The 12,949-nt window shown below is 65.2% G+C and carries 12 protein-coding genes and 1 tRNA gene; 8 read left to right on the plus strand and 5 right to left on the minus strand.

The features are described 5' to 3' along the window. Positions 1-8 precede the first annotated feature (8 nt). Positions 9-3,131 (plus strand): efflux RND transporter permease subunit, encoded by a 3,123-nt coding sequence (locus FIU89_RS00905; protein WP_152490863.1) that lies wholly within the window; start codon positions 9-11, stop codon positions 3,129-3,131. A 217-nt stretch (positions 3,132-3,348) separates the two neighbouring features. Here FIU89_RS00905 and FIU89_RS00910 read toward each other — a convergent pair. Next, positions 3,349-3,424, minus strand: a tRNA-Lys gene (locus tag FIU89_RS00910). Between the two features lie 107 nt (positions 3,425-3,531). Here FIU89_RS00910 and dapF point away from each other — a divergent pair. The 5 genes from dapF (at position 3,532) to FIU89_RS00935 (ending at position 7,418) form a co-directional block, all read left to right on the plus strand. Beyond that, a complete protein-coding gene (gene dapF / locus FIU89_RS00915) occupies positions 3,532-4,365 on the plus strand; it encodes a diaminopimelate epimerase (RefSeq protein WP_152490864.1) in 834 nt (277 codons plus the stop codon). Continuing rightward, positions 4,362-5,630: a tRNA (N(6)-L-threonylcarbamoyladenosine(37)-C(2))-methylthiotransferase MtaB gene (mtaB, locus tag FIU89_RS00920; protein ID WP_152490865.1), complete on the plus strand. Its 1,269-nt coding sequence runs from the start codon at positions 4,362-4,364 to the stop codon at positions 5,628-5,630. The genes dapF and mtaB overlap by 4 nt, the downstream gene beginning before the upstream one ends. A gap of 31 nt (positions 5,631-5,661) precedes the next feature. Beyond that, positions 5,662-6,051, plus strand: a complete 390-nt coding sequence (locus FIU89_RS00925) for a nuclear transport factor 2 family protein (protein WP_152490866.1) — start codon at positions 5,662-5,664, stop codon at positions 6,049-6,051. An 83-nt stretch (positions 6,052-6,134) separates the two neighbouring features. Further along, positions 6,135-6,755 (plus strand): FMN-binding negative transcriptional regulator, encoded by a 621-nt coding sequence (locus FIU89_RS00930; RefSeq protein ID WP_152490867.1) that lies wholly within the window; start codon positions 6,135-6,137, stop codon positions 6,753-6,755. Positions 6,756-6,815: 60 nt separating this feature from the next. Next, on the plus strand, positions 6,816-7,418 hold the full coding sequence (locus FIU89_RS00935; RefSeq protein WP_152490868.1) for a glutathione S-transferase family protein: 603 nt from the start codon (positions 6,816-6,818) through the stop codon (positions 7,416-7,418). Between the two features lies 1 nt (position 7,419). Here the strand turns inward: FIU89_RS00935 and FIU89_RS00940 are convergent, their stop codons facing one another. The 4 genes from FIU89_RS00940 to FIU89_RS00955 all read right to left on the minus strand — a co-directional run bounded on the left by FIU89_RS00940 (position 7,420) and on the right by FIU89_RS00955 (position 10,790). Continuing rightward, positions 7,420-8,121: a calcium-binding protein gene (locus FIU89_RS00940; protein ID WP_172977983.1), complete on the minus strand. Its 702-nt coding sequence runs from the start codon at positions 8,119-8,121 to the stop codon at positions 7,420-7,422. A gap of 104 nt (positions 8,122-8,225) precedes the next feature. Then, positions 8,226-9,632 carry a PepSY domain-containing protein gene (locus tag FIU89_RS00945; protein ID WP_152490870.1) on the minus strand — a complete coding sequence of 469 codons (1,407 nt, stop codon included), beginning with the start codon at positions 9,630-9,632 and terminating at the stop codon, positions 8,226-8,228. 44 nt (positions 9,633-9,676) lie between these two features. Next, positions 9,677-10,069: a hypothetical protein gene (locus tag FIU89_RS00950; RefSeq protein WP_152490871.1), complete on the minus strand. Its 393-nt coding sequence runs from the start codon at positions 10,067-10,069 to the stop codon at positions 9,677-9,679. A gap of 40 nt (positions 10,070-10,109) precedes the next feature. After that, entirely contained in the window at positions 10,110-10,790 is a 681-nt protein-coding gene (locus FIU89_RS00955) for an outer membrane protein (RefSeq protein WP_152490872.1), read from the minus strand. A gap of 224 nt (positions 10,791-11,014) precedes the next feature. Between FIU89_RS00955 and petA the strand changes: the two genes are divergently transcribed. Continuing rightward, positions 11,015-11,593, plus strand: a complete 579-nt coding sequence (petA, locus tag FIU89_RS00960; RefSeq protein ID WP_152490873.1) for a ubiquinol-cytochrome c reductase iron-sulfur subunit — start codon at positions 11,015-11,017, stop codon at positions 11,591-11,593. 12 nt (positions 11,594-11,605) lie between these two features. Continuing rightward, positions 11,606-12,946 carry a cytochrome b gene (petB, locus tag FIU89_RS00965; RefSeq protein WP_152490874.1) on the plus strand — a complete coding sequence of 447 codons (1,341 nt, stop codon included), beginning with the start codon at positions 11,606-11,608 and terminating at the stop codon, positions 12,944-12,946. Positions 12,947-12,949 lie beyond the last annotated feature (3 nt).

Below are 12,949 nucleotides of genomic sequence, written 5' to 3' on the forward strand. Positions count from 1 at the left end.
CATATCCCATGGCGCGCTTTTTCATTGATCGCCCGGTTTTTGCCTGGGTCATCGCGATCCTGATCATGGGGGTCGGGGTTCTGGCGATCCGCATCCTGCCGATCGCGCAATACCCGGAAATCGCGCCGCCTTCGGTCTCGATCAACGCGACCTATCCCGGCGCCTCTGCCGAGACGGTGGCCAACACGGTGACGCAGGTCATCGAACAACAGATGACCGGGCTGGACGGGTTGCGGTATTTCTCGTCCAACTCGACATCGGCGGGGCAGTCGAGCATCACGCTGACCTTCGAGACCGGCACGGATGCCGATATCGCGCAGGTGCAGGTGCAGAACAAGCTGTCGCGGGCCACGCCCCTGCTGCCGGAAACCGTGCAGCGGCAGGGCGTGACGGTCGAGAAATCCTCGGCCGGCTTCCTGATGGTGATCGGGATGATCTCGCGCGGAGATAGCTTCGATCAGGTGGACCTGTCGGATTATATGGTCACCAACCTGGTCGACGAGCTGAGCCGGGTCGAGGGGGTCGGATCGGTCCAGGTGTTCGGCGCGCAATACGCGATGCGGATTTGGCTGGATCCGTCCAAGCTGGCCGCCTTTGAATTGACGCCTGCCGACGTGGTGAACGCCGTGTCGGCGCAGAACGCCCAGATCTCGGCGGGGGCGTTCGGCACTCGGCCGACGGTCGAAGGCCAGCAGCTGAATGCCACGATCACCGCGCAGTCGCTGCTGACCTCGCCCGAGGATTTCCGGCAGATCGTCCTGCGGGCCGAGACCGATGGCGGGCTGGTGTTGCTGGACGATGTGGCGCGTGTCGAGATCGGTGCCGAGAATTATGCCACCATCGCGCGCTTCAACCAGGACCCGGCGGCGGGCCTTGCCGTCAGCCTGGCCCCGGGGGCCAACGCGCTGGACACCGCCGAGGCGGTGAAGGCGCGGATGGCCGAATTCGCGGAGTTCTTTCCCGAAGGCGTGGAATACGTCATTCCCTATGACACCACGCCCTTCGTGCTGATCTCGATCGAGGAGGTCATCAAGACGCTGTTCGAGGCGATCATCCTGGTCTTCCTGGTGATGTTCCTGTTCATGCAGAACCTGCGCGCAACGCTTATTCCGACGCTGGCGGTGCCGGTGGTCCTGCTGGGCACGTTCGGCGTTCTGGCGGCGGCCGGGTTTACCATCAACACGCTGACGATGCTGGCGATGGTGCTGGCGATCGGCCTCTTGGTCGACGACGCCATCGTGGTGGTCGAGAACGTCGAGCGGATCATGGAGGAAGAGGGTCTGCCGCCCCGCGAGGCGACCTACAAGTCGATGGGGCAGATCACCGGCGCGCTGATCGGGATCGCGCTGGTGCTGTCGGCGGTGTTCGTGCCGATGGCGTTCTTTCCCGGCTCGACCGGGGTGATCTACAAGCAGTTCGCGATCACCATCGTGTCGGCGATGGCGCTGTCGGTGGTGGTGGCGCTGACCCTGACGCCCGCGCTGTGCGCGACGATCCTGAAGCACAAGGACCGCGACAAGACCAAGGGCGCGTTCGGCTGGTTCAACCGCGGGTTCGACGCGCTGCTGAAGCGTTATGGCGGCACCGTCGCCTGGAGCGTCAAGCGGCCCTTCCGGGTGGGGCTGGTCTATCTGGCGCTGGCGGTCGCGATGGCCTTCCTGTTCACGCGCACGCCGACCGGGTTCCTGCCGGAAGAGGACCAGGGCATCCTCTTCACCCTGATCCAGACACCGACCGGCGCCACCGCGGAGCGGACGCTGGATGTGCTGGAGCAGGTTGAGGAGTATTACCTGACCCAGGAGACGGAGACGGTGAATTCGATGTTCGGCGTCGTCGGGTTCAGCTTTGCCGGCAGTGGCCAGAACATGGGTATCGCCTTTGTGCAGCTGAAGGACTGGGAGGAGCGCAAGTCGCCCGACCAGAGCGTGCAGGCCCTGGCGGGACGGGCCTATGGCGCGCTCAGCGGCATCAGGGACGCGATGGTGTTCCCGATCGTGCCGCCCTCGGTGATCGAGCTTGGCAACGTGTCGGGCTTTGACGTGTACCTTCAGGCGCGCGGGGGGCAGAGCCACGAGGAATTGCTGCAGGCCCGCAACCAGCTCTTGGGGATGGCCGCGCAGAGCGAGCTGATCGCGTCGGCCCGGCCCAACGGGCTGGAGGATGCGTCGCAGTTCAACCTGGATATCGACTGGCGCAAGGCGGGCGCAATGGGCGTGACGGCCAGCGACGTCGGTCAGCTGCTGACGGTGGCCTGGGCCGGGTCCTACGTGAACGACTTCATAGACCAGGGCCGGATCAAGCGCGTCTACGTGCAGGGCGACGCGCCGGATCGCGCGATTCCGTCCGACATCGACAAGTGGCGGGTGCGCAATGCCAGCGGCGGCCTGGTGCCGTTCTCTAATTTCGCGAAGGGCTCGTGGAACTACGGACCGCAGGGGCTCTACCGCTTCAACGGCATCCCGTCGATGCAGTTGCAGGGCGCGCCGGCCCCCGGCGTGTCGACCGGCGCCGCGATGGCCGAGATGGAGCGCCTGGCCGCGGAGCTGCCACCGGGTTTCGCGCTGTCCTGGACCGGCCTGTCGCTGGAGGAACGGCAATCGGGCAACCAGGCGCCGCTGCTCTATGCGCTATCGCTTGCGGCGGTGTTCCTGTCGCTCGCGGCCCTCTATGAAAGCTGGTCGATCCCGTTCGCGGTCATGCTGGCCATGCCGATCGGCGTCGTGGGCGCGTTGTCGGCGGCCTTCTTTGGCGGATTCGACAATGGCGTCTTTTTTCAGGTCGGGCTGCTGACCGTGATCGGCCTGACCGGCAAGAACGCGATCCTGATCGTGGAGTTCGCGCGCGACAGGCACGTGGCGGGGGAGCGTGTCATCGACGCTGTGGTGGAGGCGGCAAGGCAACGCTTTCGTCCGATCATCATGACCTCGATGGCGTTCTCGCTTGGGGTTCTGCCGCTTGTGCTGAGCTCTGGCGCGGGGTCCGGCGGGCGCAACGCGATCGGGTCGGGTGTTCTTGGCGGCACGATTTCCGGCACGGTGCTGGGCGTCATTTTCGTGCCGCTGTTCTTCGTGATCGTGACCAGGTTGTTCAGGTTCGGACGCGGTTCCGCCAAAGACACCGACGCGGGATAGGGACGGGCCGGGGTTCGCTCGTGGTTGCCCTGCTCTGAACGGGCAGGCGGCCGCTGTGCCGCGACGCTCCCGTTCCGCGACGGGGTCACGTTCCGGAGGTCCTTCCCGCTATGGTGCTTGTTCGACAGGGCCTGTCCTGGGCGCCCCATGACGGCGGGACGCGTGCTGCCGGCGAGGGCCGGAGACGCCGAGACTCATCCTGGGTATCTGATTTCAGTGGTGAGCCGTGCAGGATTCGAACCTGCGACCCACTGATTAAAAGTCAGTTGCTCTACCAACTGAGCTAACGGCCCACTAGGCGGCCTATCTAGAAAGAGGGGAGAGGGGGGTCAAGCCCCAATTGCACGGAATTTTCCGCTGTGGCTGGATTCGTCTGCGCGGGCGCTTTATATGCGCGGCCATGAGCGTTGCGCAGGATACCGGATTGCCCTTCATGAAGATGCACGGGCTGGGAAACGACTTTGTCGTCCTGGACGGGCGTGCGCGTGACGTGGAGGTGACGCCGGGGCTGGCGCGGGCCATCGGCGACCGGCATCGCGGGATCGGATGCGACCAGCTCGCGGTGATCCGCGAGGGTGCGGGCGATGCGCATCTGGAGTTCTGGAACAGCGATGGCACGACGGCCGCCGCCTGCGGGAACGCGACGCGGTGCATTGCCCGGTATCTGCTGGACGAGACGGGCAAGGAAAGCCTGCACCTGACCACGTCGCGTGGGGATCTTCATGCCGTCGATGCGGGGGATGGGCTGACCTCGGTGAACATGGGCGCGCCGTTCCTGGACTGGCAGGGCGTGCCGCTGGCCGAGGAGATGGACACGCTGGAACTGCCCATAGAGGGCGGGCCGGTGGCCACGGGCATGGGCAATCCGCACTGCACGTTCTTCGTTGAGGATGCCGAGGCGATCCCGTTGGAAACATTCGGTCCACGGTACGAGCATCACCCGCTCTTCCCCGAGCGCACCAACGTGCAGGTGGCCAGTGTCATCGGCCCCGATTACATCCGGATGCGGGTGTGGGAGCGGGGCGTGGGTCTGACGTTGGCCTCGGGGTCGTCGTCTTGCGCGGTCGCGGTGGCCGCGGCGCGGCGCGGGCTGACTGGGCGGGATGTGCGGGTCGATCTGGACGGAGGCACGCTGCGGGTGGAGTGGCGCGAGGATGGCGTCTGGATGACAGGCCCGACGATGCATGTTTGCGACGGCATGCTGACGGCGGATTTCCTGAGGGCTGCGTCATGAGCGCGCCGGTCTTCACCACGCTGGGGTGCCGGCTGAACGCCTACGAGACGGAAGCGATGAAGGAGCTTGCCGGCGCGGTGGGGCTGGAGAACGCCGTGGTGGTGAACACTTGCGCCGTGACCGCCGAGGCGGTGCGCAAGGCGCGGCAGGAGATCCGCAAGCTGCGGCGAGAGAACCCGGAGGCGCGGCTGATCGTGACGGGCTGTGCGGCGCAGACGGAGCCCGAGACGTTTTCGGCCATGGCCGAGGTGGATGCCGTCATTGGCAATACCGAGAAGATGGTGCGCGACACCTGGGCTGGCCTTGCCGCCGATTTTATCGGCGAGACCGAGGCGGTGCAGGTCGACGACATCATGAGCGTTACCGAGACCGCGGGTCACCTGATCGACGGGTTCGGCACGCGGAGCCGGGCCTATGTGCAGGTTCAGAACGGGTGTGACCATCGCTGCACCTTCTGCATCATTCCTTACGGTCGCGGCAATTCGCGCAGCGTGCCGGCGGGCGTGGTGGTGGACCAGATCAAGCGGCTGGTGGATCGCGGTTATAACGAGGTGGTGCTGACCGGGGTGGACCTGACAAGCTGGGGCGCGGACCTGCCGGCGGAACCGCGCCTGGGCGACCTGGTGATGCGGATTCTGAAGCTTGTGCCGGACCTGCCGCGCTTGCGGATTTCGTCGATCGATTCGATCGAGGTGGACGAGAACCTGATGCAGGCGATTGCCACCGAACGCCGCCTGATGCCGCATCTGCATCTGAGCCTTCAGCATGGTGACGACCTGATTCTGAAGCGGATGAAGCGACGGCATTTGCGGGACGATGCGATCCGGTTTGCCGAGGACGCGCGCAAGTTGCGCCCCGACATGACGTTTGGCGCGGACATCATCGCAGGCTTTCCGACCGAGACAGAGGCGGCGTTCGAGAACTCGCTGCGGCTGGTCGAGGAGTGCGGGCTGACCTGGCTGCATGTCTTTCCCTACAGCCCGCGCCCGGGCACGCCGGCGGCGCGGATGCCGCAGGTGGACGGGCGGGCGATCAAGGACCGGGCGGCACGGCTGCGGGCGGCGGGCGAGGCGCGCGTGGCGCGGCATCTGGATGAACAGCAGGGGCGGGTGCACCGGGTTCTGCTCGAGAATGCCCGGATGGGACGGACCGAGCAGTTCACGGAAGTGGCCTTTGGCACGGATCAGCCCGAGGGGCAGATCGTTACCGCGAAGGTGACCGGGCACGACGCGGCGCGGCTGACGGCGGACCCGGCCCTGTGCTAGTCTGAGGGCGATCGGCCCTTGGGAGGCTCACATGCGGACGCAGGATGTTATCGAAAAGGCGGTCGAGGCCTATGCGGGTGGGGATAGCGCCACGCTGGATGCGTTGTTGGCCGAGGATTTGCGGTATCGGATCAACGGCCAGCCGGATTGCGGGAAATTCACCTGTGACGTGTCGGGCAAGGCGGCGTTCTATGACGCCGTGGGCGCGATCCTGGCGCGGTGGGAGATCACCGGCTACCGGATCGTGGACCTGATCGTGAGCGGTGAGCGGGCGGCGGCGCAGGTCGCGCATCATGCCACGCACAAGGGGACGGGGCGGCAGTTCGACACGCGTCTGGCGCTGTTCTTTGCCGTGAAGGACGAGCAGATCACCGAGATCGTGGAGTATCACGATACCGCCGCGCTGGCGCGGGAGCCGTGACGCGCCGCGATTGTGACGGGGACAATTCTTTGCTGGCCTTGAGCGGCGCCACCGCGACATGGTGAGCGTGAAGGAGACCCGCCATGCATCCCAACCCGATCTTTCGCCAGACGCCCGAGGCGCGGAACATCGCATTCGCGCGGGCGCAGGCGTTCGGGATGCTGGCGGTTGGCACCGAGGACGCTCCGCTGGTGAGCCACATCCCGTTCCTGTTGTCGGAGGATGGCGCGGTCGCGGAGTTTCATCTTGTGCGGTCGAACCCCATCGCGCGGGCGCTCTCCGCGCCTTTGCATGCGCGGCTGGCTGTGGTGGGGCCGTATTCTTATGTCTCGCCGGACTGGTACGGGGTGGAGGACCAGGTGCCGACGTGGAATTACGTTGCAGTGCACCTGGTAGGGGAGGTGGAATTGCGGCCAGAGGCCGAGCTGCGGGACCTTCTGGATCGGCAATCGGCGCATTTCGAGGATCAGCTGTTGCCGAAGGCACCCTGGACGTCCGACAAGATGACGCCGGACGTCATGGCGCGGATGATGCGGCAGATCGTGCCCTGCCGGATGCGGGTGGACGAGATCCACGGCACCTGGAAGCTGAACCAGAACAAGGACGATGACGTGCGGCTGCGGGCCGCCGACGCGGTGGAGGCGTCGGGGATGGGCGTCGAGGTCGGGGCACTCGCGGCGCTGATGCGGGATGCGACAGGCTAGACCGCTGGACCGGGCGCCATGAAGGGCGTAGCGTCCGGAAAAACCGGAAGGACATGAACGATGCATCTGATTTCCGCCAAACCGTCGCCCTATGTGCGCAAGGTGAAGGTGACCCTGATCGAGACCGGGCTGATCGACGAGGTCGAGATGGTCGAGGTGTCGACCACGCCGGTGGCGACCGATGCCACCGTGGCGGCGGCGAACCCGGTGGGCAAGATCCCGGCGCTGATCCGGGACGAGGGGCCGACGCTCTATGACAGCCGGGTGATCTGCCGCTACCTGGATGCGCGGGCGGGGACGAAGCTGTATCCGCAAGGGCGGATCTGGGAGACGCTGACGCTGGAGGCGACGGCGGACGGGATTTTGGACGCGGCGCTTGCCATGGTCTACGAGCGGCGGGTGCGGCCCGAGAACATGGTCTACGAGCCATGGATCGAGGCGCAGTGGGAGAAGGTCGCGCGCAGCGTGGCGGCGATCAACGCACGGTGGATGAGCCATCTGCGCGGCCCGCTTGATGCCGGGCAGATCGCGGTGGGCTGTGCGCTGGGGTATCTGGATTTCCGGCTGGGTGACCGGGGGTGGCGCAAGGGGAATGACGCGCTGGACGACTGGTTCGCGGCGTTTTCCGAGCGCGACAGCATGAAATCCAGCGCGCCGGAGTGAGTCAGAAGATGAAATCGTCGGCGGCAAGCGGCGCTTCGAGGCCGGTGAAGATGATCGTGTCGCCATTGCCGAAGTCGATCAGCGCCTGATCGCCGGAATAGGTGATAAGCCCTTCGATATCGGCGAAGGAGGTGAAGCCGAAGCCGCCGATGCCGACCTGGTCGATCCCGATCTCGAAATTGTCGATCACGTCGTTGCCGTTGCCCTGGATGAAATAGACGCTGTCCACGTCGCCGTCGTCGGTCAGGAAGATGAAATCGTCCCCTGTGCCGCCAAAGACGATATCGGCGCCTTCGCCGGTGTGGATGCTGTCGTTGCCGGCCTCGCCGTAGAGGTTGTCGTCGCCCTCGCCGCCAACGATCACGTCGTTGCCGCCATTGGCGATGATCACGTCTTTGCCCAGCCCGCCGAAGACGCTGTCATTTCCCGCGCCGGTTTCGATCGTGTCGTCGCCGGCGAAGCCGTAGTATCGCGAGCCATCGGCGGTATTGGTGTCGAAGATATGGTCGTCGCCTTTCGTTCCGTGCACCTCGCCGGGCAGGACGCGGCCTCCGGGTGCGCCATCGTGGCTGTCTTCGCCATCGGTGAAGTCGCCGGGCAGGTCGGGACGGCCGCCCAAGCTGAAAATGCCGTCATTGGGGGACTTCGTGCCGGTGAGGTCGTCGCTGGCACTGCCGAAGAACTGGAAGCTGTCGCGTTTCATAATGTGGTCCTCTGCGTTGAACATGATCCTGTGTCGGGTCGCAGAGCGGAAGCGTTCAAAGAAAGCGGCCCGGGGTGGAGAATCCCCGGGCCATTCCATGTGGTTCAGCTTAGCAGGCGTCGCAGCGGCGGGATGCGGGAAATGACCAATACATCGAGTGCGATCACCGCGATCAGGGTCAGGCCCGCCAGCGGGAAGGCCAGGGACACCAAGAGACCCACCAGCACCGCGCCGGACCAGAGCGGCATGTTGGACGGCATCGGCGGCGGGGCGAGGCGGGCGCTGCCGGATGGGCGGCGTTTCCACCACATCACCACCGCCGTGACGCAGAGCATCAGCACGGTCAGGCAGAAGGCGGTGTTGGCCAGAACGCTCCACAGGCCCAGCGTGCCCATGTGCAACGCGATGCCCACGGCCATGGCCTTGCCCGCGAGCGCGTAATCCTCGTAGCGGATATCGGCGAGGATCCTGCCGGTGTAGCGGTCCACGTGCGTCGTGCGGTCGGTGGTGGGGTTTACGTCGTCGGTGTTCATCGAATCCCGCCCGAAGGTGTAGACGCCGGTTTTGCCCGAGGGCAGGTTCATCTGGTAGCGCCCGTCAAAGCCGATCTGGCGCGCGAGCGCATCCATGCTGTCGATATTGACAGGCGTGCCGGGGGCGAGGACGTCTGTGCCGGCTTGGCTGCCCGAGGCCGGCAGGGGCGTCTGTTCCAGCACCCAGGGCACATCGGCGCGGCCGGCATTGAGGCTGGCATGGGTGGCGTCGGAAAGGGGGACGTTGTCCCATTTCTCGGCGGGGAACTGGCTCCAGGCCTGGACCATTTTCGCGCCCCATACACCCGTCCAAGAGAGGCCCGAAAGCAGGAAGAAGATCAGGATGATCGAGATCCAGAAGCCGGCTGCGCCGTGCAGGGAGCGCCAGCCGGCGCGACCTTTGCCAAGCCGGGGCAACAGAGCGTCGCGCCAGGTGCTGCCGCCGCGGGGCCACCACATGTATAGGCCGGTGGCGATCAGGACCATGCCGATCGAGGCGGCGATTTCCAGCATCCGGTCGCCGGTGACGCCCAGCATCAGGTCGCTGTGCAGGTTGTCGGCAAAGTCGTACCAGCCGCTGCGGCGCGGCCAGCTTTGGATGACCTGGGCGGTGTAGGGATCGACGGCGACCATTTGCGGGCCGGTGGTATCGTCGACGCGGAAGACGGCGGCGACATCGCCGGTGCGGGGCGCGATATATGCGCGGAGATCGCCATCGGGGATGGCGGCGAGGGCGGCCTTGGCTTGCTCGGAAAGGGCGACGGGGGCGTCGAGGGCCGTGACCGGGATGCGTTCGCCGTCGCGGCCATCAAGATGCGCGATCCAGAGCATCATCATGCTGGTGATGGCCAGAAGGGCGAAGAAGGGGATGACGTAGAGCCCGGCGTAGAAGTGCCAGCGCCACGCGGCGCGGTAGAGTTTTTGCGGGTCATGCGCGGCGGTCGGGGCCGCGCCCATGGGAGTAGGGTCGGAAACCATGAGGTTCTCCTTTGAAATGAAGCAGTTGGGTAAGTGCAGTCAGATCAAAGGTATGCGGGGGGTGCGCGGGGTTGCGCCGGGGGGAAGCCGGGGCGCGGAAGCGGGGCTGCCGCGTGATAGACGACGGCGTTGCGGTGGGTGGCGCGGATCGTATGTGCCGCGACGATCGGGGAGACGGCCGGATCGGCGGCCTTGGCATGGGTGACCCAGGGGCAAGGCACGTCCTGCGCCTCGACCGGGGTGCCGTTTTCATCGACGGTGATGCTGCGCTGGGCGTCGCCGGTACACAGAACGACGGTGATGCCGCCGGGCTGGAACTGGGGCATGGTTCCCGGCGCGAAGGACGAAAAGGCGGTGAAGACGGAAACGAACGCCCAGAGCAGCATCAGGCCGATGCTGCGTGTCGCGCCGGAGCGGGGAGGGCGTTTCGGTTTCATGTGGGGTCAATAGCGCGCCCCGGCGGGGGCGCGCCAGATCTTAGAAGCTGTAGCTGATGCCGACATTGACCGCGTGGGTCAGCAGGTCGGTGCTGAGTTTGCCGTCAGGCTGGCCGGGATCGCCGTCGATGGTGATGTCGTTCTCGGAATAGGTCATCTGATATTCGCCGAAGAGCGCCCAGCGGTCGGTGAAATTGTACTTGATGCCGGCGATGCCGCGCACCGCGACGCCGGTGTTTTCGTAGTCGTAGGTGCGGTTGGTGGCGCCCACAGCCAATGCGTCGACATGTGGGATGGCAACGCCGAGACCACCGCCGACATAGGGCGTGAAGCGGCCCTGGTTGAAGGCGCCGGGCCAGCGTTTCATGACGTTGGCGGTGAAGATGTTGTGGCCGTCCGACAGCTCGAACCGGGTGAGGCCGACGGCAGCGGCGTCACCGCTGGGCATGTAGGCCTTGGTGTGCGTGCCCTCGAGCCCGAAGCCCCAGTTGGTGTCGGTCCAGTACATCGCGCGGCCGCCGTAATAGATGGGCGCGTCGAAAGGCTTGCCTTCCCAGCCGATGTTGCGGTTGAACGCGGCGCCACCGTTGGGCAGGACGCCACTGGCGGAGCTTTCGCTCGCGCCTTGCGCGCCAAGATAGAAGCTGAGCTCGATCTCGGCGGCGGCAGGGCTGGCCATGGCGAAGAGGGCAAACAGGGAAACTCGGACGGAATTCAGCATGATACGGGCCTTTTCAGCGACAGGTCGGGTCGCGCCGTGCTTACACCCGCTGTTCAGACGCCACAAGCGCGACACATGAGCGCCCTGGTCAAATGATTGGCATTGTGCACTGGACGCCTCAGTCATCGTTGGATAATAACCCGATTGACCGCGGCACGGGGAGTCGTCCGTTCGCCGCTTGCGGGAGTTTGCCGAGAAGGCTCAGACAGATTGGAGATTGGCTCGTGTCCCACGCAGAAGATCACGAAGGCACACGCAGAGATTTCATCTACTACGCGACCGGCGGCGCCGGCGCCGTGGCGGTCGGGGCAGCCGTTTGGCCGCTGATCGACCAGATGAACCCCTCTGCCGACGTTCAGGCGCTCAGCTCGATCCGGGTGGATGTCTCGGGCGTCGACCAGGGCTCGCAGCTGACGGTGAAATGGCTGGGCAAGCCGGTTTTCATCCGCCGCCGCACCGAGGCCGAGATCGAGGCCGCGCGTGACGTGGATGTCTCGAGCCTGCCGGACCCGATTGCCCGGAACGAGAACCTGCAGGGCGAGGCCGATGCCACCGACCAGAACCGCGCGCTGGACGAGACCGGCGAGTGGCTGGTGCAGATCGGCGTCTGCACGCACCTGGGCTGCGTGCCGCTGAGCAATGCCGGCGATTACGTGCTGGACAGCGGTGTGGGCGGTTGGTTCTGCCCCTGCCACGGGTCGCACTACGACACGGCGGGACGCATCCGCAAGGGACCCGCGCCGGAGAACCTGCCGGTGCCGGTGGCCGAATTCGTCGATGAAACGACCGTTAAGCTGGGATAAGGAATAACAACGATGGCTGGAATTCCTCACGACCATTACGAACCGAAAACCGGCGGTGAAAAGTGGCTGAACCGCCGCCTTCCCATTGTCGGTCTTCTGTACGACACGATCATGATCCCCACGCCCAAGAACCTGAACTGGATGTGGATCTGGGGCATCGTGCTGACCTTCTGCCTGGCGTTGCAGATCATCACCGGGATCGTGCTGGTGATGCACTATACGCCGCATGTGGATTACGCGTTCTCGTCGATCGAGCACATCATGCGCAACGTCAATGGCGGGCACATGATCCGGTACCTGCACATGAACGGCGCATCGCTGTTCTTCTTCGCGGTCTACCTGCACATCTTCCGCGGGCTCTATTACGGTTCCTACAAGGCTCCGCGCGAGATCACATGGATCGTGGGCATGCTGATCTACCTGATGATGATGGGCACGGCCTTCATGGGCTACGTGCTGCCCTGGGGGCAGATGTCGTTCTGGGGTGCCACGGTGATTACCGGCCTCTTCGGGGCGATCCCGCTGATCGGTGAGCCGATCCAGACCTGGCTGCTGGGTGGTCCGGCGGTGGACAACGCCACGCTGAACCGCTTTTTCAGCCTGCATTACCTGCTGCCCTTCGTGATTGCCGCGCTGGTCGCGGTGCATATCTGGGCGTTCCACACCACGGGCAACAACAACCCCACGGGTGTCGAAGTGCGCCGCACCTCGAAGGCCGAGGCCGAGAAGGACACCGTTCCGTTCTGGCCCTACTTCGTGATCAAGGACCTTTTTGCGCTGGCCGTGATCTTGGCGGTGTTCTTTGCCATCGTCGGCTTCATGCCGAACTACTTGGGCCACCCCGACAACTATATCGAAGCCAACGCCCTGGCGACGCCGGCGCATATCGTGCCCGAATGGTATTTCCTGCCGTTCTACGCGATCCTGCGGGCGTTCACGTCGGAAGTGTGGGTGGTGCAGTTCGCATCGTTCATCACCGGCGGCATCATCGACGCCAAGTTCTTTGGCGTGCTGGCGATGTTCGGCGCGATTGCCGTGATGGCGCTGGCGCCCTGGCTGGACACCTCGATGGTGCGGTCGGGTCGGTATCGCCCGATGTTCAAGTGGTGGTTCTGGCTCTTGGCGGTCGACTTTGTCGTCTTGATGTGGCTGGGCGCGCGTCCGGCGGAAGAGCCCTACGCGACCTACTCGCTGATCGCGTCGGCCTACTGGTTCGCCTACTTCCTGATCATCCTGCCCCTGCTGGGCGTGATCGAGAAACCGTTGCCGCAGCCCGAGACCATCGAGGCGGATTTCGAGGCGCACAAGGCGGCAAGCGGCGGCACGGCCACCGTTGCCAGCCCGGCCGAGTAAGAG

This window comes from Roseovarius sp. THAF27 (assembly GCF_009363655.1).
Taxonomy (GTDB): domain Bacteria; phylum Pseudomonadota; class Alphaproteobacteria; order Rhodobacterales; family Rhodobacteraceae; genus Roseovarius.

What these genes read in the sequence shown, in the direction of transcription:
- FIU89_RS00950 (WP_152490871.1), bottom strand. Translation starts at nt 10,069, where the DNA reads ATGAAACCGAAACGCCCTCCCCGCTCCGGCGCGACACGCAGCATCGGC.
- FIU89_RS00955 (WP_152490872.1), bottom strand. Translation starts at nt 10,790, where the DNA reads ATGCTGAATTCCGTCCGAGTTTCCCTGTTTGCCCTCTTCGCCATGGCC.
- FIU89_RS00930 (WP_152490867.1), top strand. Translation starts at nt 6,135, where the DNA reads ATGCATCCCAACCCGATCTTTCGCCAGACGCCCGAGGCGCGGAACATC.
- FIU89_RS00925 (WP_152490866.1), top strand. Translation starts at nt 5,662, where the DNA reads ATGCGGACGCAGGATGTTATCGAAAAGGCGGTCGAGGCCTATGCGGGT.
- mtaB (WP_152490865.1), top strand. Translation starts at nt 4,362, where the DNA reads ATGAGCGCGCCGGTCTTCACCACGCTGGGGTGCCGGCTGAACGCCTAC.
- petB (WP_152490874.1), top strand. Translation starts at nt 11,606, where the DNA reads ATGGCTGGAATTCCTCACGACCATTACGAACCGAAAACCGGCGGTGAA.
- dapF (WP_152490864.1), top strand. Translation starts at nt 3,532, where the DNA reads ATGAGCGTTGCGCAGGATACCGGATTGCCCTTCATGAAGATGCACGGG.
- FIU89_RS00905 (WP_152490863.1), top strand. Translation starts at nt 9, where the DNA reads ATGGCGCGCTTTTTCATTGATCGCCCGGTTTTTGCCTGGGTCATCGCG.
- FIU89_RS00945 (WP_152490870.1), bottom strand. Translation starts at nt 9,632, where the DNA reads ATGGTTTCCGACCCTACTCCCATGGGCGCGGCCCCGACCGCCGCGCAT.
- FIU89_RS00935 (WP_152490868.1), top strand. Translation starts at nt 6,816, where the DNA reads ATGCATCTGATTTCCGCCAAACCGTCGCCCTATGTGCGCAAGGTGAAG.
- FIU89_RS00940 (WP_172977983.1), bottom strand. Translation starts at nt 8,121, where the DNA reads ATGAAACGCGACAGCTTCCAGTTCTTCGGCAGTGCCAGCGACGACCTC.